This window comes from Cellulomonas sp. IC4_254, from assembly GCF_011603975.1.
GTDB lineage: Bacteria > Actinomycetota > Actinomycetes > Actinomycetales > Cellulomonadaceae > Cellulomonas.
On sequence record NZ_JAANNB010000047.1, the window covers coordinates 1 to 20584 of the forward strand.

The window sequence follows — 20584 nt, forward strand, 5'->3', positions numbered from 1 at the left end:
CGCCGCCGCCGACCGCGCGCCCGAGCCGTACGACCCCGCCGCCGCGCCCGCCGCCGAGCTCGACCGGCAGGTCCGCGCGCAGCTCGACCTCGGGCTGGCCGCGGTGCACGGCCTGTCCGCCGCCGACCTGGTCGCCGCGGTCGCCCCGCTGCGGGCCGCCCTCGCCGCCGGTGCCGCGGCCGCCCCGTCGTCGGTCGACCCCGACGACCACGTGCCGTTCGTCCTCGTGCTCGACGGCGGGACCGCGCGCGCCAACGCCTCGGTGCCGGCCCTGCGCCGCGGGTCGCGCGCCGGGGTCAGCGTGATCGACGACGAGGAGATGGCCGGCTACCGCCCGCTGCCCGACCTGGACGTGCCCGCGACGCCGTACCTGCTGCTCGACGTCGACACCGGCACGGAGTTCTGCGACGTGCGGCCGGAGGACGCCCTGGTGGCCGTGCGGGAGCGCGGCCGGACGCCCCTGACGGTGGCCGAGGGGATCGCCCTGGTGGCGGTGCGGCCCGACATGCTGCGGCCGAACCGGTGCTTCTCGCTGATGGGCTCCCGCGCGGGGAACCAGCGGGTGCCGGCGGTGTGGATCAGCGAGCGGCGGCCGAAGCTCGGCTGGTGCTGGGACCGCAACCCGCACACCTGGCTCGGCGCGGCGTCGGCGGGTGGCCGGACCGCGGGCTGACCCTCACTCCCCCACGGCGACCGGCCGGTCCGGGTCGTTCGACCACTGCGACCAGGAGCCGGGGTACAGCACCGGGGTGCGCCCCGCCAGCACCAGCGCCGCCGCCTGGTGCGCGGCCGTGACGCCGGAGCCGCAGTACACCGCGACCTCGCCGCCCTCGGGCACCCCGAGGGCGGCGAACCGCGCCGTCAGGTCGTCGACCGTGCGGAACCGGCCGTCCGCGTCGAGGTTGTCGGCGGTCGGCGCGCTCACGGCACCGGGGATGTGCCCGGCGCGGGGGTCCACGGGCTCCACCTCGCCGCGGAACCGCTCGGCGGCGCGCGCGTCCAGCAGCACGCCCTCCTCGGCCCACCGGCCGGCCTCGTCGGCGTCGAGCACGGGGAGGTGCCCGCCGGACAGCGTGACGTCCCCGGGCTCGGCCGCCACGTCACCGGCCTCGACCTCGCCCCCGGCCGCGCGCCACGCCGCCAGACCGCCGTCCAGGATCCGCACGTCCGCGACGCCCGCCCAGCGCAGCAGCCACCAGGCCCGGGCCGCCGACGTCGCGCCGGAGTCGTCGTAGACCACGACCGGCTCGCCGTCCCGCAGGCCCCAGCCGCGCGCGGCGGCCTGCAGGTCGGCGACGTCGGGCAGCGGGTGCCGGCCGGCGGCGGCGCTCGGCGGGGCGGCGAGCTCGGTGTCGAGGTCGACGAACACGGCACCCGGCAGGTGGCCCGCGCGGTAGGCGTCGACCCCGGGCGGGCCGCCGAGCGCCCAGCGCACGTCGAGCAGCCGCGGCGGCGTCGGCCCGTCCAGCTCGCGGGCGAGGTCGGCGGCGGTCACGAGCACGTCGGTCATGGTCCCCAACCTACGGTCGGCCGCGGCCCCGCGACCAGGGGCGGCGCTCCCCCGCGGGGCGCGCGGCCGACGTGTCGGACGCCACGCGCGGGGCCCGGAACCCGCGCCGTCGCGCGCTCGTTCCCCTCGTGGTGCCCCGCCCCGGACCACCCGGCAGAGAGGTCCGCTCCGTCGCACCAGCACCTTCGTGGCGCGCGTCGGAGCCAGGTGCAGCATGCTGGCTGCCTCAGTACGCCGCGAGCCCCCGCTCGTCCTCTGCCCGTCTGGAGCCCGTGTGTCCGGTAACGCCACCACCCGGTTCGGCAACGTCTCGCTGCTCTCCGTCGCGAGCCGGCTGCCCAGCCGCATCACCACGTCCGCGGAGATCTCCGAGCGCCTCGGGTCGGCCCTGCGCCGCCTCCGGCTGCCGCGGACGGTCCTGGAGCGTGTCGCGGGGGTGGAGGAGCGCCGCAACTGGGGGCCGGGCGAGGACGCCGACACCGCGACGATCGCCGCCGGCACCGCGGCGCTGCGCGAGGCGGGCGTCAACCCGGGCGACGTGGGCCTGCTGATCAACACGTCGGTGACCCGCAAGCACCTCGAGCCGTCAGTCGCGGTGGGGCTGCACCACGGGCTCGGGCTCGGCAGCCACGCCGTGAACTTCGACGTGGCGAACGCGTGCCTCGGCTTCATCAACGGCATGAGCCTCGCGGCGACGATGATCGAGTCCGGCCAGGTCCGCTACGCGATCGTGGTCAACGGCGAGGACGCCGACGACATCCAGCGGACGACGGTCGAGCGGCTGCTGCGCCCGGAGGTCGGGCGCGAGGACTTCATGGAGGAGTTCGCGACGCTGACGCTCGGCTCGGGCTCCGCGGCGGCGGTGCTCGGCCGGACGGACGAGAACCCGGGCGGCCACCGCGTGCTCGGCGGCGTCACCCGCGCGGCGACCCGGTTCCACGACCTGTGCGTCGGCAGCGCGGACGCGATGCTCACCGACGCCCGCGCGCTGCTCGAGGGCGGCCTGGAGCTCGTCGTCGACGCCTGGCGCGAGGCGCAGCGGGACTGGGACTGGTCGTCGATGGACCGGTACGTCACGCACCAGGTGTCCCGGGTGCACACCGACGCGATCGTCAAGGCCGTCGGCCTGAACCGCAAGCGCGTCCCCACGACGTTCCCGCACCTCGGCAACGTCGGCCCGGCGTCCATCCCGATCACCCTGGTCGAGGAGCAGCACTCCCTGCGGACCGGCGACCGGGTCCTGCTGATGGGCGTGGGCTCCGGCATCAACACCGCGATGATGGAGCTCGCCTGGTGACTGCCGCGCCCCGCGTCCGTCCCGCCACCGCCCCGCCCGCCGGGCTGCCCGGCCTGGACCCGCGGTTCAGCCGGCTGCTCCCGCTCCCCGACGGCGCCCCGGACACCGGCCTCGGCGTCGGCGAGCCCGCCTGGCACCACCTCGACACCGGACCCGAGCTCGCCGCCCGCGGGGTCGCGCCGGTCGGCACGATCCTCGCGGTGCACGGCAACCCCACCTGGTCCTACCTGTGGCGGTCGCTGATCCCCGCGACGCTCGACGCGGCCGCCGCGGGCCGGCCCGCGTGGCGGGTCGTGGCCGTCGACCAGCTCGACATGGGCTTCTCCGCGCGCACCGGCCGGCACCGGACGCTCGCCGAGCGGGTGCGGGACCTCGACGCGTTCACGACCGCTCTCGGGCTCACCGGGCCGGTCGTCGCCCTCGGGCACGACTGGGGCGGGGTCGTGGCGATGGGCTGGGCCGTCGACCACCCCGACCGGCTCGCCGGGCTCGCGCTGCTCAACACCGCCGTCGCGCACCCGGACGGCGAGCCGATCCCCGCGCCGCTGCGCGCGGCCGGCGCCGGTCCCGTGCTGCGGCTCGCGACCGCCACGACGCCCGCGTTCCTCGAGACCACCCTCGCGCTGGCGCACCCGCCGCTGCCCCGGGAGGTCGCGGACGCGTACCGCGCGCCGTACCGGCACGCCGACGACCGCGCCGGGGTCGAGGGGTTCGTCGCCGACATCCCCGGGTACCGCGCGCACCCGAGCGCGCCGGAGCTGCGCCGGATCGCCGCGGGCGTGGCCGCGCTCGACGTCCCCGCGCTGCTGCAGTGGGGACCCCGCGACCCGGTGTTCCGCGACCGCTACCTGGACGACCTGGTCGACCGGCTGCCGCAGGCGCGCGTGCACCGGTACGAGGACGCCGGGCACCTGGTGGCCGAGGACGTCGACTGGGCGACGCCGCTCCTGGACTGGCTGGCCGAGGAGGTGCCGGCCGGCCGCGCGCCCGCCGCCGCACCCGCGAGCGCCGGCCCCACCGACGGCGCCGCCGCCTGGACCCCGCTGTGGGACCGGCTCGACGCCCGCGCCGACGACCCGGGTCCGGCCGTGCTCGACATGGCGGCCGACGGCGGGCCCCGCACCGTGTCCTGGCGGCTCCTGGCGCGCCAGGTGCGCCGGATCGCCGCCGGCCTGCGCCGCGTCGGCGTGCAGCGCGGCGACCGGGTGTCGCTGCTCGTGCAGCCCGGCCCGACGCTGACCGCCCTCGTCTACGCCTGCCTGCGCCTCGGCGCGGTCGTCGTGGTCGCGGACGCCGGCCTCGGCCCCCGCGGCCTGACCCGCGCCCAGCGTGGCGCCCAGCCGGACTGGGTCGTCGGCCAGACGAAGGGCCTGCTCGCCGCGCGCGCGCTCGGCTGGCCCGGCGTGCGGATCGCGGCCGACCCGCTCGGCCCCGCCGCCCGGCGCGCGCTGGACGTCGCGCACCTGCTGCTCGACGTCGCGGACGCGGGCCGCGACGAGCTGCTGCCGCCCGAGCCCGGTCCCGACGACGAGGCCGCGATCCTGTTCACGTCCGGCTCCACCGGCCCGGCCAAGGGCGTCGCCTACACGCACGCGCAGCTCTCCGCGCTGCGCGACGTGCTGGCCGAGCACTTCGCCGTCGGCCCGGACACGGGGCTGGTGACGGGCTTCGCGCCGTTCGCCCTGCTCGGGCCCGCCCTCGGCACCCGCTCGGTCACCCCGGACATGGACGTCTCCGCGCCGCGGACGCTGACCGCCCGCGCGGTCGCCGACGCCGTGCGCGCCGCCGACGGGTCGATCGTGTTCCTGTCGCCCGCCGCGATCCTCAACGTGGTCGCGACCGCCGACGGGCTGGACGCCGACGACCGCGCGGCGCTCGCCGGGGTCCGCACGTTCCTGTCGACCGGTGCGCCGATCAGCGCGGACCTGCTCGGGTCCGCGGCGGCGCTCATGCCGGCCGCCGAGGCGCACACCCCCTACGGGATGACCGAGTGCCTGCTGGTCACCGACATCACGCTCGACGGCATCCGCGCGGCCGCGACCGCGCCGGACGCCGGGGTGTGCGTCGGCCGGCCGGTCGGCCCCGGGCGGGTCCTGGTGAGCGCGCTCGACGCGGACGGCGCCGCCACCGGTGCGCCGTCCGACGCCCCGGGCGTGCTGGGCGAGGTGCTGATCAGCGCCCCGCACCTCAAGCAGCACTACGACCGGCTGTGGCTGACCGACCGCGCCGCCGAGCGGGACGTCCCCGCCGGCCGCTGGCACCGCACCGGCGACGTCGGCCACCTGGACGCCGAGGGCCGGCTGTGGATCGAGGGCCGGCTCGCGCACGTCCTCGTCACCGCCGACGGGCCGCTCGCGCCGGTCGGCCCGGAGCAGCACGTCGAGCGGGTCCGCGGCGTCCGCCGCGCGGCCGTCGTCGGCGTCGGCCCGGCGGGCGTCCAGCAGGCCGTCGCCGTCGTGGAGCCCTCGGAGGGCGCGGGCCCGCGCCGCCCCGGCCTCGCGCCGGCCGACCTCGCCGACGAGGTCCGGGCCGTCGCGCCGGTCCCGCTCGCGGCCGTCCTCGTCGCACCGCGGATGCCGACCGACGTGCGGCACAACTCGAAGATCGACCGCACCCGACTCGCCCACTGGGCGTCCCGCGTGCTGTCCGGCGGCCCGGTGGGCGCGCCGTGACCGTCCTGGTGACCGGCGCCTCCGGCCTGCTCGGCGGCGCCGTCGCGCGGGTGCTGGTCGCGCGGGGCGCCGACGTCCGGACGCTGCAGCGCCGGCCGTCCGGCGTGCCGGGCGCCCAGGACGTGGCGGGCTCGGTGACCGACCCGGAGGCGGTGGCCCGCGCGCTCCACGGCGTCGACGCGGTCGTGCACCTCGCCGCCCGGGTCTCGCTCGCCGGGCCGCGCGAGGAGTTCGACGCGGTCAACATCGGCGGCACCACCACGCTGCTCGACGCCGCCGAGCGCGCGGGCGTCCGCCGGTTCGTCCAGGTGTCCTCGCCGTCCGTCGCACACGGCGGCGCGTCCCTGGTCGGGGTCGGCGCCGAGCCCGCCGACCCCGCGCACGCGCGCGGCGACTACGCCCGCACCAAGGCCGCCGCCGAGCTGCTGGCCCTCGACCGGGACCGCGGCGCCGAGGGCGGCCCGGCCGTCGTCGCCGTCCGCCCGCACCTGGTCTGGGGACCCGGCGACACCCAGCTCGTCGAGCGCGTCCTCGACCGTGCCGCCCGCGGCCGGCTGCCGCTGCTCGACCAGGGCGCCGCGCTGATCGACACCACCTACGTCGACAACGCGGCCGACGGCATCGTCGCCGCGCTCGACCGGGCCGACGCCGCCGAGGTGCACGGCAACGCCTACGTGCTCACCAACGGCGAGCCCCGGACCGTCGCCGACCTGCTCGCCGGGATCTGCCGCGCCGGCGGCGTGCGGCCTCCGGCCTGGCGGGTGCCCGCCGGCCTCGCGCGGGCGGCGGGCGGCGTGGTCGAGGCCGTGTGGCGGCTGCGCCCCGGCACCGACGAGCCGCCCATGACCCGGTTCCTCGCCGAGCAGCTGTCCACCGCGCACTGGTTCGACCAGCGGAAGACCCGGGCCGACCTGCGGTGGACGCCGGCCGTGAGCCTGGACGAGGGGTTCGCGCGGCTGGCGGCGCACTACGGGGGGCGACGGGGCTGAGCCGGGCGCGGATCAGCGCATCCGGATGGCGAACGGCGCCTCGCCGGAGTCGAGCGCGCCGACCACCGCGCGGACGTGGCAGGACGAGTCGGGCTGCTCGGCCAGCACCCGGATGCCGAGGACCTGCGCGGCGTTGCACGACGACACCGCCACCCCGTCGAGCCCGGCACCGCCGGTGAGCTGGCGCAGCAGCTCGGTCTCCATCCCGTCGACCGTGTCCTGCGTGAACAGCTCGGTCTCGCCGGTCTCGCCGCCCGCCCACAGGGCGATCACCCGGTACGGGACCGCGGTCGCAGCTCCGGTGAGCGTCACCCCGTCCGGCTCTGCCCGGACCCCTGAGACGCGCTGCAGCGCGAACGCCGTGCCCGGCAGCCCGGGGAGGGCGGCGTCCGTGGCCTGCCGCACCGACTCGAGCCACGGGCCGTAGTCCGCCGCGGCGACGCCCTCGGCGTCGACCGGCACCAGGTCCACCGCCAGGTCGACGACGGTCGTGGAACCGGCGGGCAGGTCGACGTCGAGCAGCCGCTGACCGCAGGCGAGGTCCACGCCGTCGCTCGACGCCCGCACCGGCCGGACCACGCCCTCCTGCTCGACGACCTCCGCGCACCCACCGTCCGACGCGGGCGTGACGACGAGGACGTCACCGCGCAGGGGCGCGTGGGGCGCCGCCGACAGCGAGACGCGCAGCCGGGTGACACGGTCCGCCGCGTCCCACGACGCGTCGAGGTCCATCCGGAGCCCGGTCGGCAGGTGGCTGCCGCTGCGGTGCGCCGCGGCCGTCGTGACCTGCACCTCGGGCTCCACCGCGTCTCGGTCGAGCACGCCGGAGGCCCACAGCGCGGCACCGCCCCCACCGAGCAGGAGCACCGCACCGAGCGCGATCAGCACCCGCTGCGACGCCGACCGCCGCGAACTCGGCACGCCGCGCGGGACGAGCCGGGGGTCGGGCGCGACCGCCCGCATCATCGTGGACCCGTCGAGAGGTTCCTGCTCCGGCACGTCCTCCACGTGCCGGACCGGGCGCGACGGGCCGGCGGCGCGCAGCGACGTGGCCTCGAGGTCCGCCGTCCCCTCGTCCGGCGCGATGGTGCCGCTACCCGGATCCGCCGGCCGCGGCGCCCGCAGGGCCTGCTCCACGGCGTGCTTCGCCGGCAGCACCGAGGCGCTCCGCGACCAGGACGCCGGCGCGGTCTGCTCGGGGAGCTCCCGGGTCGCCAGCGACGCGTCGTCCAGGCACCTGAGCGCGTGCGCCGCCTCCGCCGCGTCCGGTCGCGCTGCCGGATCCTTGCTCAGCAGCCGCTCCAGGACGCGCAGCAGCGGCTGGGCGACCGGGAGCGGCGGCGGCGCGTCCTCGACCTGGCGCATGCCGAGGGTCACGTGGGTGCCCTCGCCGGCGAACGGCGTCCGCCCCGCGAGCAGCTCGTAGAGGAGCACGCCCACCGCGTAGACGTCGGACGCGGGGCCGAACTTGCCGTACGCCACGAGCTCCGGGGGCATGTACGCCGGCGTGCCGACCAGCTCGGTGCCGGGCGCCGCCTCGTCCTGGACGATCCCCGCGATGCCGAAGTCGGCGAGCCGGACGTCGTCGGCCGCGAGGCTCCCCGCACGGGCGAGCAGGACGTTGTCCGGCTTCACATCACGGTGCACCACCCCGCGCCGGTGCGCGGCGTCCAGCGCGTCCAGCACGGCGGCCGCCAGCGGCACCGCCGTCGCGGACGGCAGGGTGCGCCGCTCGCGCAGCAGCCGGGCGAGGCTCGGTCCCTCGACCAGGTCCATCACGATCGCGAGGTCACGGCCTTCGGCGACGAAGTCCCGGACCCGGACCACCTGCGGGTGGTCGAGCCCGAGCAGGACCGACCGCTCCTGGACGAACCGCGCGAGGATCTCCGGGTCGCTCGCGTGCTGCGGCCAGAGCAGCTTGGCGGCCACGGCGTCCCCGGTCCGGCGGTCGTGCGCCCGCCACACCTCGCCCGACGCACCGCGGCCGATCCGGTCGAGCAGCGTGTACCGGCTGCCGAGAGCGCGACCCGCGGAGGCCGGCTCGGTCACGGCCCGGACCCCGCGAACCACGACAGCGAGGCACGTCGCCCGTCCGCCGCGGCGGGGCGCACGCCGGCGTCGGAGGTCGAGGCGTGCAGCACCACGACGTCGTCGTCCGCGAGCGCCTGGGGGGTGCTGAAGTCGAGGCCGGGACCGGCCAGCCCGTCCGCCCGTCCGAGGCGCAGACCGCCGAGCGCGTCCCGGACCCTGGCGGGCTCGACGGAGGCCGCGGCGTCCACGGCCCGGACCAGCGCCAGCGTGGCGTCGTGGCTCGCCGCGTCAGCCAGGGGCACGCCGGCCGCGCAGGTGTCGTCGTCGTAGACGTTCCTGCAGGCCGGGTCGCCGGACGCGAGCCGCACCGCCGCGAGGAACGTGGCGGTGCGCGACCCGCCGGCGGGGTCGGTCAGAGCCCGGTGGTCCTGCGCGTCGGTACCCACGCCGAGCAGCCGCCCGCCGGACGTGCCCGCGGCCGCGAGGACGTCGCCGAACCCGGGGGTCAGCGCCTCCGGGGTGAGCACGACCGGGAGCTGACGTGTCCCGAGCATCTCCTGGAGCGCGATCACCAGAGCGGCCTGGTCGATCGCGGCCCCGTCCACCACGACTGAGTCCACCTCGCGGCGCTCCAGCAGGGCGACGACCTCCTCCGCGGTGGCGTCCGGGTCGTCGAGTGCGCCCGTCGCCGGGGACCCCTCCGGTGCCGCGTCGGGCCGCGCGTCGAGGCGGTCGGCGGCGACGACGCGGTAGGGCCGGGTCGCCGCCAGCCCGTCGAGCGCGTCCTGCACCCGGGCCGCGACCGCGTCGCTGCTGGGCGCCACCGACCACGAACCGGACCGGTGCGCTGCGGCGGAGCTGTACGGCAGCACGACCGCGGTCGCGGACTCGTCGGCCGCCGCGACGGCGTCGGCGGTGTGCGCGCCGGGCGACGCCAGGACGATCCCGGCGACGCGGTCCTCGAGCAGTTGGCGCATCGCCCGCAGGGCGCCGTCGGCCGTCCCGTCGTCGAGGGCGACACGCAGCTCGACGCGGTGACCGCCGAGCCCGAACCGGTACGCCGCCACCCGGGCGCCCTCGACCTGCGGCCGGAACTCAGAACCGGCTCCGTCCACCGGCGGGACCAGCACGCCGAGGCGGACCGTCTCCGTGATCTCGCCGGACAGGGACAGCTCGGGTCGCAGGCCCGGGACCGGCGCCGGGGGCTCCGGTGCGGTGCACCCCGCGAGCACGGCGAGCGCCGCGAGCGCGGCGAGCACCACGCCCGCCCTGGTCGCACCACCGACACGCGCGGTCACCGGTCACCCCGGACCTGCAGCACGAAGACGGTCTCCAGGTCCTCGGACACCTCGGCGAACGGGCGGTACCCGGCGAGCCTCGCCTCGGCCGCGGCGAACTGCGCCGCCCGCAGGTCGAGGTCCCGCAGCTCGCCGGACCGCACGTTCCCGTACGCGGTCGTGGTGCCGTGCACCGAGTCCAGGACTCCGCCGGTGTCCCCGACCCGGGTCGTGATGCTGTGCAGCTTGCCCAGCAGGCCGCCCCGGCTGGTCGGGTCCGGCGAGCCCAGGTTGGCCTGCAGGTCGGCGAAGTCACCGCCCAGCGCCGTCGCCGCCGCGATCGACTGGGCGCCCGACCGCTGCATCGCGTCGGTCAGCTGCTGCAGGACCCCGCTCGCCGCGAGGTCGTAGTCCGCCAGGACCGCGTCCATCTCCGCCCGCACCCGCGTGCGCGCCTCGGTGACCAGCGCCTGCGAGCCGGCGGTGGCCTCCTGGCGCTGCGCGGTCACCTCGGCCACCAGCCCCGACGCCAGCAGGTCGATCTGGTCGTGCGCCCGGTCGGCCGCGTCCTGCGTCCGCCCCGAGGCCAGTGCGAGGCGCGCGTCGGAGCCGCCTGCGACCTCGTCGAGCCGGTGGTCGAGGTCGTGCAGCCGCGCGTCGAGGTCCGCCTCGAGGCAGAGCAGCCGGTTCGCGTGCCGCACCACCATCTGCGCCGAGGCTCCGGGGCGGTCGACGGCCGAGGACCGCGGCGAGGTGCAGGCTCCGGCGTCCACCAGCGGCTGGACGGTGTCGTCGGGCCAGATCGCGGTCACGAGGGTCACCAGACCCTCGAGCCGGGCGTCGAGGTCGTGGAGGCCCCCGTCGGCGACCACGAGCGAGGCCACCTCCTCGACCGCGCCCGCGACCACCGCGAGGGTGCCGGTGCCCCGGTCGGGGTCGTCCAGGGCGAGCAGGTGCTGCGCGAGCGAGCCGGTCGGGTCGGTGAGAGCGGCCAGCTCGTCGACGGCCGTGTCGAGCGCGTCGAACGCGCGCTCCACGGCGCCGAGCGCCGTCCGCGCCGTCGCGGCGCCGTGGACGAGCGCGCTCACCGTGGTCGCCGCGCCGCCGTAGCCGACCACCAGATCGGCGACCGCGCCGGCCAGGTCTCCGAGCGGGCAGCCGGCGACGTCGAACCGGTCCAGCGCCTGCGCGACGTCGCCGGCCGACGAGTCGGGGCCGAGGTCGTCGGCCCACCCGGCGGGGCACGCCCCGGCAGCGAGGTCACCGGCCAGGTCGTCGAACGCCTCCACGTACCCGGACGCCAAGAACCACGCCCCCGGCGCTCCGGGGGCGTCGGTCGCCGCGTCGAGCGCGGCGAGCACGGCGCCGGGACCGTGGTCGGGGTCGGACAGCGCCACGCGGGCCTCGTCCCGGACCCGACGCAGGCCCTCCACCGCCGACGCCGTCGTCTCCAGCCCGTCGCGCGCCAGTGCCACCCCAGCACGCGCGTCGTCCACCGATCCCCCGACGCGGAGCGCCCAGCCCGCGAGGTCGTCGGCCGCTCCTGACGAGCCCGACCGGGCCGCGACCAGCTCTTCGCGGAGCGCGGTCAAGGAGGCGGCGAGCCCGTCCGCACCGCCGACTGCGCCGGTGAGCCCGGCGACGTCGAGCCGGTCTGCCACGGCGCGCACCTCGTCCCGCCCGGCGGCGAGGACCGCGAGGTCGACCCCCAGCGCGCTGCGCGCCACCGCGAGGGTGCACGCGATGGTGCGGTGGTCCTCCGGGGTCGCGAGGCACGCGGCCACCCCGTCGGGGTGCTCGACGGTGGCGGGGTCGCCCACGGTGCCCAGCACGAGCTGGTGCAGCTCCGTCCGGCAGCTCGCGGACGGCGCGTCCCGGCCGTCCGCGAACAGGTCCGCGACCGCTCGCAGCTGCGCGTCGGCGAGGTGCACGGTGGCCGACACGGTTCGCGCCTCGCTCTCGGCGAGCGTCGGCATCGTCACCGTGCACCCGGCCACGACCGTCTCGGACAGCGTCGGTCGCACCCCGGGAGGGCCGAGGACGTCGGAGACCGACCGTGACAGGTCCTGCACCCCTCGACGGGTCTCGGTGCCGACCTGCCCCAGGCCGGAGCGCGCGTCGACGAGCACCGCGTCCAGGTCTTCCGCCGTGCGCGCGAGGTGGTCGAGCACGGCCTCCGAGCTCGCCCCCAGGCTGCCGTACGTGCGCTCGCCGACGTGCGCGACGTCCTGGACGAGCGCCTCGTGCACCTGGTCGACGAAGTCGAGCGCCTCGGCGAGGCTCCGGCCCACGCGCTGGACGAGCGCGATCGCGGCCCCCTCCTGCCGCACGGCGTACCCGTCCGCGCCGTACGCGCGGTCGATCAGCGCCCCGACGGAGGGATCCGTGACCAGGCCCGGCTGCACCGTGAGGTCGAACGACGGAGCTCGGAAGTCCTGCGACTCGACCACCAGCGTGAAGTCGGCGGTCGGCGACAGCATCGGCGCGGCGAGGAAGGCGGCCCACTGGACCGACCGATCGCCCTCCGTCGTCTCGACCAGCACCCCGTCGGTCACCCGCGGGTCGTCGCCCGAGCCGTCGTCCACCTGGACCACCCGGTCGCCCGCTCCCACCGTCGCGCTCGCGACCACCGTGAACGGCACCCCCACCAGAGCCTGCTGCCGGTACCGCGCACCGTGCGTCTCGAACGCCAGCTCCCGGGGCTCCGCCGTGAGGTCCTGGACCGCCACCTGCACGACGAACCGGCCGGACCGCCCGTCGAGGTCGGCGAGGTCGGTGCCGGACGTGCCGTCGTGCCACCAGGCGGTCTGCACCCGCACCGGGAGGTCCGCGGCGGCCCGCGCCGGCTCCAGCTCCTCGCGGTGCTCGGTGACCCGGCCGTCCTCGTCCTGGACGACGCTCGCCGTGGCCACCGAGCGGATCGCGCCGTCGGTCCCGAGGCGTACGCCGATCGTCTGCAGGCCGTGCTGCTCCGACGCGACCGAATTGCCCGGGAGCAGCAGAACGGAGAAAAGCCCGAGAATGGCGGTGACGGCGGCAAGCGCGACGAGGCGACGGCGACCCGACCACGCATTCAGGACGGGGTGTCTGGCGGACAAACGAGCTCCTTCGACGGAAGGTTGAGCGGGGGCGGCACGAACGGCGTACCTGAGCGCACCGGCGAGGTGGACAGTAACGGACCAGCAGGTCAAGACGCCCTCGAACCCCTGCGAGCGACCCCGGAGCACCACTCACCGAGACGCGGAACCGGGCACTCAGCCGGGGTCCCGACGCTCAGCGCCGCAGTCGGTGGAGTAGCACCCGTGTCCGCCCTGACCCCTTTTGGGCACCTTGACTCATGAGCGCGCCACTCATTCTTCGGACGCGCCACTCAAGCGCGTTCTTGGCGCGCTCAAACGCGCGCTAGCGTGCCGAACCGCGGGCCGGGGTAGGCCCGCGACCACCGACGACGAGGGAGCCCTCCATGGCCAACTTGAACGTGAGCTACGACGAGATGGACGCCGCGGCCCACCGCCTGACCACCGGGCGGGACCAGCTCAACGAGCAGCTCACCCAGCTGCGCGCGTTCATCCAGAACCTCGTGTCCTCCGGATTCGTCACCGACCAGGCGTCCGGTGCCTTCAACCAGAGCTACGAGCAGTTCACGACCGCTGCCACGACGACCGTGAGCAACCTGACGGAGATCGCCCAGAACCTGCGGACGACCGCGCAGGTGCTCCGCGACACCGACACGGAGATCGCCGCCCGGCTGCGCGGGTGACACCGCGCCGCCGCGCGAGGACCTCTCGTCCCCGCGCGGCGGCGCCGTGCCGTCCACCCGCCTCACCCCGGCCGCCGTCGCGGCCCGTCCTCGCCTCCGGGAGGAGCCATGCGCACCCGCGTCGTCCTGCGCCGCACGCACGCCCCGCCGACCCCGGTGACGATCACCACCGACGCCACCACCACCACGGGCGACCTGGCCGAGGCGCTGGTGCGCGCCGACCCCCAGGGCGCGCCGGCCGCGCCACGGGTCCTGCGCATCCACCGGCCCGACGACGTCGACCTCAGGACGCTCGACCCCGCGACGTCCCTCAGCGAAGCGGGCTTCCGCGCGGGGTCGACCATCGCGCTCGCGTCCGCGGACCACCGCGACGACGGCGACGACGCACCCGCCGTCGTCCGCCTCGTCGTCGTGTCCGGACCCGACTCCGGCAGAGAGGTCGACCTCGCGGCGGGCACGGCCACCATCGGCCGCGGCCCCGACTGCGACCTGCGGCTCACCGACCCGCAGGTCTCCCGGCTGCACGCCCGGCTCCTCGTCGGCGACGCCGTGGAGGTGGTCGACGCAGGATCCGCGAACGGCGTGGTCATCGGCGACGGCGCCGTGACCCGTGGTGTGCTGCGGCCCGACGACATCCTCGTGCTCGGCGGGACCGAGCTCCAGGTGCTCGTCATCGACCCCGAGGCACGGACCCACACCACCGGCGCCTCGGGTGCGGTGATGGCGTACAACCGCTCACCCCGGCTCGTCCCCCGCTACGCCGAGCGCACCCTGCCCGCGCCCGACGTGCCGACGCCACCCGCTCCCGCACGCTTCCCCGCGCTCATGCTCGTCGGTCCGGTGCTCATGGGTGCCGCCATGTACGCGTTCACGCGCAACCCGATGTCGCTCATGTTCGTGGCGCTCAGCCCGTTCATGATGGTCGCCAACTGGTGGAACGGTCGGAGCACAGGCCGCCGGAAGCTCGTCGCCGAGACAGCCGCGTTCCGCGACGGTCTCGACCTGCTGCGCGCCCAGGTCCGTGCCGACCACGAGACCGAGCGGCAGGCGCGACTCGCCGAGGCCCCCGCGACGCGCGAGACGGTCGGCGCAGCCCTCGGCCTCGCGCCGGTCCTGTGGTCCGCGCGTCCCGGGGAGCCGGGGTTCCTCGCGCTCCGGGTCGGCACGGGCACGGCACCCTCCCGCACCATCGTCGAGGAGCCGTCGCGCGGCTCCGCCGACGCCGGCCTGTGGCAGGAGCTCCAGGACGCGCTCGGCGAGCTTCGCGACGTCGACGGCGTCCCGCACACCGTCGACCTGACGGACCTGGGCGTCCTGGGCGTCGCCGGCGACGTCGAGCACGCGGTCCCCGTCGTGCGCGCGCTGCTCGCCCAGGTGGCGTGCCTGCACTCACCGGCGGAGGTCGTCGTCGCGGGACTCGCCTCGCGCACCAGCGCGCCCCGGTGGGAGTGGCTGTCCTGGCTGCCGCACGTCGACTCCCCGCACTCCCCGCTGGGGGCGCACCTCGCGTCCAGCCCGGCCGCCTGCGCGACCGTCGTCGCGCAGGTCGAGGAGCTCATCGCCCACCGCCGGGAGAGCTCCCGGTCCCGCGGCGGACCCGCCCTGCCGTGGGTCGTGCTGCTGGTCGAGGACGACGCCCCGGCCGAGCGCGGCCGTCTCGTGCGGATCGCGGAGGAGGGGCTCGCGGCCCGGGTCGTGGTCGTCTGGCGTGCCGACACCCAGCGCCGGCTGCCCGCGTCCTGCCGGGCCGTCGTGGTCGCCGACGAGCGCGGCGCCCGCACGGGGCGGACCGCCGACGGCCGGTGGTGGGACGTCACCCCGGAGACCCTCGACGCCGAGACCGGCACCACCCTCGGCCGGCACCTTGCCGGCGTGACCGACGCGGGCGCCCTCACCCTCGACGAGTCGGACCTCCCCCGGTCCGCCGGGTACCTCGCGCTCGTCGGGCCGGAGATCGCCGAGGACCCCGACGCCGTCGTCGAGCGCTGGCACGAGACCGGCTCGGTCCTCGACCGCGCGGCCCCGCCGACCCGGCGCTCGTCCGACGCCCACCTGCGCGGAGTGGTCGGCCAGGGCACCGACGGCGAGTTCGTGCTCGACCTGCGGTCCCAGGGGCCGCACGCCCTCGTCGGCGGGACCACCGGCGCGGGCAAGTCCGAGTTCCTCCAGGCCTGGGTGCTCGGCATGGCCGCCGCGCACTCCCCCGACCGCGTCACCTTCCTGTTCGTCGACTACAAGGGCGGCGCCGCCTTCGCCGACTGCGTCGAGCTGCCGCACTGCGTCGGACTCGTCACCGACCTCGCCGGCCACCTCGTCCGGCGTGCCCTCACCTCGCTGCGCGCCGAGCTCCGGCACCGCGAGCACCTGCTCGCCCAGGCCGGCGCCAAGGACCTGCTCTCCCTCGAGCGCACCGGCGACCCCCGCACCCCGCCCGCGCTCGTCATCGTGGTCGACGAGTTCGCCGCCCTCGTCCAGGAGATCCCCGAGTTCGTCGACGGCGTCGTCGACGTCGCTCAGCGCGGGCGCTCCCTCGGCCTGCACCTCGTCCTCGCGACCCAGCGGCCCGCCGGCGTCATCAAGGACAACCTGCGCGCCAACACCAACCTCCGCATCGCCCTGCGCATGGCCGACGAGGCCGACTCCAGCGACGTCCTGGGTTCGCCGGTGGCCGCGCACTTCGACCCGCGCATCCCGGGCCGCGGCGCCGTCCGCACCGGGCCCGGCCGGCTCGCCATGTTCCAGACCGGGTACGTCGGCGGGCGCTCCGACAGCGCACCCCCGCCCGTGTCCGTCGGCATCGAGACGCTCGCGTTCGGGCCCGGCGAGGAGTGGACCGTCCCGCCGCCCCCCGAGGCGCTGCTCGAGCGACCCGCCGACGGCCCCACCGACGCCGCGCGCGTCGTGGCGACGCTCCGGCGCGCGGCGGAGGGGGCAGGCATCCCCGCACCGCGGCGGCCGTGGCTCGACGAGCTGCCGGACGTCGTGGCCCTCGACACCGCGAGCGGGCACACCGACGGCGACCTGCCCCTGGGTCTGGTGGACGTCCCCGCGGACCAGGCGCAGCGCCCGTTCCGGTACCGGCCGGACGATGACGGGTCGCTCGCGATCTACGGCACCTCCGGGTCGGGGAAGTCGACCACGCTGCGGTCGATCGCCGTCGCCGCTGCCACCGCTGCCTGCCACGTGCGGATCTACGCGCTCGACTTCGCGGGCGGAGCGCTCGGGATGCTCGAGGCGCTGCCGCAGGTGGGGTCGGTCGTCGCCGGGTCGGACACCGAGCGGATCCAGCGGCTGCTGACGGAGCTGGTGGCGGAGATCGAGCGGCGGTCGACCGTCTACTCCGCCGCACGCGCCGACACGCTCACCGGGTACCGAGAGCTCAGCGGCGTGGACGACCCTCGGCTGTTCCTCCTGCTCGACGGCCTGGTCGCCTTCCGCAGCGCCTACGAGGCGCAGTCGACCACCGCAGCCCTCGTGTCCCAGCTGCACCGGGTCGTCGCGGAAGGGCGGGCCGTCGGCGTCCACGTCGCCGTGACCGTGGAACAGCCCAGCGGTCTCCCGACCTCGATGGCCAGCGCGGTCGGCAAGCGGTTGGTCCTGCGACAGCCGGACGAGAACGCCTCCGCCCAGCTCGGGATCCCGAAGGACGTGTTCTCCGGCGAGTCCCCCGCCGGGCGCGCCGTGCTCTCGGGCTCCTCGGACGTCATCCAGGTGGCCACGCCCGGAGGTCACGACGTCCCCGTCGACCAGGCGGCGCACGTCGAGGCGCTCGCGGCGGCGCTCGCCGAAGACGGGGCTCCTACCGCCCCGCCGGTGCGGCGCCTCGACGCGGTCGTCCCGGCGGCCGACCTGCCGGCCCACGTCGGCGGAGAGCCCGTGCTCGGTGTCGCCGACGACTCCCTCGCCCCGATCGGCTTCGTGCGAGCCGGCACGTTCCTCGTCGCGGGCATGTCGGGGTCCGGACGCACGACAGCGCTCATCACGCTCGCGCAGGCTCTGCGTCGGCACCAGGCGGACGCACCCCTGTACTACGTCGGGCCCCGGCGTTCAGCCGCGGGCAAGGCCGACCTCTGGGACCGCACCGCCGCGCGGATGGAGGACATCGCCGCGATGGCACGCGACCTCATGTCGGAGTTCGACGTGGCGCACGACGACGCGCCGGGGAGCACGCTCGTCATCGAGGGCGCCGCCGACCTCGTCAACACGGAGGCAGACCCACCGCTGCTCGGGTTGATCCGCGCGGCCCGCCGCAACGGGCACCTGGTCATCGCCGAGTCCGAGACCCAGACCTGGACCTCCTCCTGGCCACTCGTCGGGGAGCTGCGCGCCGAGCGTCGGGGCATCGCCCTGCAGCCCGACCAGGGGGACGGCGACTCGCTGTTCCGGACCTCGTTCCCCCGGGTGCGACGCACCGACTTCCCTGTCGGCCGCGGCCTGTACGTCGAGACCGGACGGGCCCGGACCGTCCAGCTGCCGCGACCCTGACGCACGACCCAGCGACCCGAGAGCGAGGCACGACGATGAGCACCCTGAGGATCAGCGGCGACGGGCTGGCCGAACCCGCACGCACACTCCGGGGGTACCGGTCGATGATCAGGCCCGACCGCTCCATCCCCTCGATCTCCCTGTGCGGATCGGACGAGGTGATCCAGGCGTTCGTCCACGCCTTCCAGATGATCCGGCAGCAGGATGCCAACGCCTACACGTCGTGGGCGAATCTGGGCGACCAGCTGCAGGTCGCGCTGGACGAGCTCGAGCGTGTGGACGCCGACGCGGCCCGGAGCATCCGGTGACCGGGGTCGAGCGCCGCCCCGACAAGGGCGTCCCCGCAGAGTGCGACAGGGCCGCCGAGCAGGTGCGCGGGATCTGCGCCGACCTCGCCGGCGCCGCCAGCACCGCCAGCAACCTCGCCTCTACGGTGCGCACCGCCTGGCAGGGACAGGCCGGGAACGCGTTCTGCTCGAGCCTGGACGGGGCCACGCAGTCCAGCCGACTCACCGTCGCCGCGTGGGACCGGGTCAAGGACGAGCTCGTGCGCTACGCCACCCGCCTCAGGGACATCCAGACCCGCGGCGACCAGATCCGCTCCGCACTGTCGAGCGCCGAGGACTCCCTCAGCACCGCCAAGAAGACGCTGGCGCGCTACCAGAAGGACGACGACACCGCGGCCTGGCGCATCACCCACGCACGCGGCACCGTCGACTCCCTCACCCACGACATCGCGACCCAGGTCGTCGCACTCGACAACCTGCGCGCCGAACGACAGGCACTCGACAACGCCACGGCCACCGCCCTGCACACCGCACCCGGCGCCGGCGCCGCCGCCTGGCAGGTGATCGCCTACCGCAACGGCCGCACCGTCCCGAGAACCGACATCCTCGACGAGCTGCTCGACCTGCTCGACCGCGACCCCACCGGCAACCTCGACCTGCTCCACCAGTTCCTGCTCATGCACAGCAACGACGCCGAGCTCATGGGCACGTTCATGCAAGCGCTCGGGGCGCGCCGACTGCTCGACCTCATGCGGCGAGCCGACCTGATGGCCGGACTCGACGGAGGTCCCGTCGTCCCGCTGCTCGCGGCAGCCCTCGCGACCGCATCGCAGGGATGGAGCACGCGCGAGCAAGAACGATTCGGCGCGCAGCTCGTCTTGGCGATCGACGCCGACCGCCCGCTGCTGGGCACTCCCCACGACAGCCTCCGGGTCAACGCCCTCCTCTCGGCGACGGGACTTGCGCCGCACGTGGGCCTCGGAGCGTTCAAGACCCTAGACGCCCTTCGGATCGACGACCCTCGGCGGTTTGCACGCATCATCCAGACCGAGAACCCCGTCACCGTGGGCCTGTCGGATTCCTCGAGCTCGCTGTGCAACACGCTCTTCCTGCTGCTGGCCGAGATCCCTTCTGCGGCGCGCGACTACCTCCTCTCGTCCGCGCCCGCCGGGGGCGCGATCGGCTACTGGTACGGGGAGCACCCGTGGGCCGGCGACGGGTTCGCGGGACCGGCCGCGCTGCTGCACGCGGTCGTCACGGACCCGACGCTCCGGCCGCACGACCCCACTCACCTGCCGTGGAGCGAGTCACTCAGGTTCCTCGGAGGTGCCGTGACCGCGCTCGCCGGCCACCCCGACCTGTCGATCTCCGCGGTGTCACACGCCGCATCGCTCCACCTCGCCGGCGCCTTCGCACGTGTGGCTCCCGAGATCGCGGGGCTGCTCACCGAGAAGAACGAGCTCGATGACGACCGCAAGCTCACCACGACGGCGCTGGTCGACGGGGTCCTGACGACGATCACCGGCCTTCATCTCGAGAAGGGGCCGCTCATCCAGGTCCTGGGCATCGTCCTGCAGGATCCGTCGGCACTCACCCTGTTCGTCGAGAAGCTGCAGCCGTACTCGACGGCGGCCGTCGGGCACGCCACCTCAGGGCAGACGAGCGAGGACCGCTACCTCGGGGCACAGGGCTCCGCCTACCTCTACGCGCTCACGCACGGAGCGCTCGCCAGGCAGTTCGAGGCGGCCGCACGCGCACAGACCGGGGACCTCCAGTCCGCCGCCAGGGCGCTGAACCTGTTCATCTCCCTCATCCCGCTCGGGAGCACCGGCAAGGCAGCCCTCGACTACACCATCTCCGTGGCCGCCGGTTCCGCGCCGGACCTGGTGGTCGCAGTGTCGGGCGCGTTCAGCCTCGAGGAGATAGAAGCGATCTCCGTCGCGCATCGCGACAGCGGCAGCGCGCAGCTCACGGCGCACTGGCAGCAGGCCCTCGCGGCCAGCTCGTTCGACACCGCCGCACGGCAGGAGCTGCTCTCCGAGATCACCGACTCGTACGACCTGCTCGCCAACGCTGCTGCGAACCCCAACCCCAGCGGTTCCTTCCATCCGACACCGGCGAAGATGCCGGACACGTGCTGGCCGGAGGTCGCGCAGTGAACGCCGCGCGACGCCGTCTTGGTCCACTGCGGCTGCTGGCCACGCTCGTGGCCAGCGGGCTGGCGGTCGCGGTCCTGATCGCCGCCTGGAGCGCCCCGCGCCAGCCCACCCCCGTGC

The 20584-nt window shown here is 76.1% G+C and carries 12 protein-coding genes; 8 read left to right on the forward strand and 4 right to left on the reverse strand.

Annotated elements, in window-relative coordinates; genetic code table 11:
• A partial coding sequence (locus tag G6556_RS06975; protein WP_166939802.1) for a DUF5701 family protein occupies positions 1-673 on the forward strand: 673 nt, incomplete at its 5' end.
• Between the two features lie 3 nt (positions 674-676).
• On the opposite strand, the gene G6556_RS06980 is transcribed toward G6556_RS06975, so the two are convergent.
• Entirely contained in the window at positions 677-1510 is an 834-nt protein-coding gene (locus tag G6556_RS06980) for a sulfurtransferase (protein WP_166939804.1), read from the reverse strand.
• Between the two features lie 274 nt (positions 1511-1784).
• Between G6556_RS06980 and G6556_RS06985 the strand changes: the two genes are divergently transcribed.
• The 3 genes from G6556_RS06985 to G6556_RS06995 are packed head-to-tail and all read left to right on the forward strand — an operon-like array spanning position 1785 to position 6468.
• Entirely contained in the window at positions 1785-2807 is a 1023-nt protein-coding gene (locus G6556_RS06985) for a 3-oxoacyl-ACP synthase III (RefSeq protein WP_346774768.1), read from the forward strand.
• The gene (locus G6556_RS06990; protein ID WP_166939808.1) at positions 2804-5479 is read left to right on the forward strand and encodes an alpha/beta fold hydrolase; all 2676 of its coding nucleotides are present in this window, start codon (positions 2804-2806) and stop codon (positions 5477-5479) included. Before G6556_RS06985 ends, G6556_RS06990 begins: the two co-directional genes overlap by 4 nt.
• Positions 5476-6468 (forward strand): NAD-dependent epimerase/dehydratase family protein, encoded by a 993-nt coding sequence (locus G6556_RS06995; protein ID WP_166939810.1) that lies wholly within the window; start codon positions 5476-5478, stop codon positions 6466-6468. The genes G6556_RS06990 and G6556_RS06995 overlap by 4 nt, the downstream gene beginning before the upstream one ends.
• A gap of 12 nt (positions 6469-6480) precedes the next feature.
• Here G6556_RS06995 and G6556_RS07000 read toward each other — a convergent pair whose 3' ends face one another.
• Genes G6556_RS07000 through G6556_RS07010 form a run of 3 tightly spaced genes read right to left on the reverse strand, consistent with a single transcriptional unit; the run spans position 6481 to position 12688 of the window.
• Entirely contained in the window at positions 6481-8517 is a 2037-nt protein-coding gene (locus G6556_RS07000) for a serine/threonine-protein kinase (protein WP_166939812.1), read from the reverse strand.
• Positions 8514-9797 carry an ABC transporter substrate-binding protein gene (locus G6556_RS07005; protein ID WP_166939814.1) on the reverse strand — a complete coding sequence of 428 codons (1284 nt, stop codon included), beginning with the start codon at positions 9795-9797 and terminating at the stop codon, positions 8514-8516. The genes G6556_RS07000 and G6556_RS07005 overlap by 4 nt, the downstream gene beginning before the upstream one ends.
• A complete protein-coding gene (locus G6556_RS07010; protein ID WP_166939816.1) occupies positions 9794-12688 on the reverse strand; it encodes a hypothetical protein in 2895 nt (964 codons plus the stop codon). Before G6556_RS07010 ends, G6556_RS07005 begins: the two co-directional genes overlap by 4 nt.
• A gap of 551 nt (positions 12689-13239) precedes the next feature.
• Here G6556_RS07010 and G6556_RS07015 point away from each other — a divergent pair.
• The 4 genes from G6556_RS07015 (at position 13240) to G6556_RS07030 (ending at position 20467) form a co-directional block, all read left to right on the forward strand.
• Positions 13240-13536 (forward strand): WXG100 family type VII secretion target, encoded by a 297-nt coding sequence (locus tag G6556_RS07015; protein WP_166939818.1) that lies wholly within the window; start codon positions 13240-13242, stop codon positions 13534-13536.
• 108 nt (positions 13537-13644) lie between these two features.
• Positions 13645-18021 carry an FtsK/SpoIIIE domain-containing protein gene (locus G6556_RS07020; protein WP_166939820.1) on the forward strand — a complete coding sequence of 1459 codons (4377 nt, stop codon included), beginning with the start codon at positions 13645-13647 and terminating at the stop codon, positions 18019-18021.
• A 35-nt stretch (positions 18022-18056) separates the two neighbouring features.
• Positions 18057-18329, forward strand: coding sequence for a hypothetical protein (locus tag G6556_RS07025; protein ID WP_166939822.1), 273 nt, complete (start codon positions 18057-18059; stop codon positions 18327-18329).
• Positions 18326-20467 carry a hypothetical protein gene (locus G6556_RS07030; protein WP_166939824.1) on the forward strand — a complete coding sequence of 714 codons (2142 nt, stop codon included), beginning with the start codon at positions 18326-18328 and terminating at the stop codon, positions 20465-20467. Before G6556_RS07025 ends, G6556_RS07030 begins: the two co-directional genes overlap by 4 nt.
• Positions 20468-20584 lie beyond the last annotated feature (117 nt).

What these genes read in the sequence shown, in the direction of transcription:
- G6556_RS06980 (WP_166939804.1), bottom strand. Translation starts at nt 1,510, where the DNA reads ATGACCGACGTGCTCGTGACCGCCGCCGACCTCGCCCGCGAGCTGGAC.
- G6556_RS07015 (WP_166939818.1), top strand. Translation starts at nt 13,240, where the DNA reads ATGGCCAACTTGAACGTGAGCTACGACGAGATGGACGCCGCGGCCCAC.
- G6556_RS07020 (WP_166939820.1), top strand. Translation starts at nt 13,645, where the DNA reads ATGCGCACCCGCGTCGTCCTGCGCCGCACGCACGCCCCGCCGACCCCG.
- G6556_RS07025 (WP_166939822.1), top strand. Translation starts at nt 18,057, where the DNA reads ATGAGCACCCTGAGGATCAGCGGCGACGGGCTGGCCGAACCCGCACGC.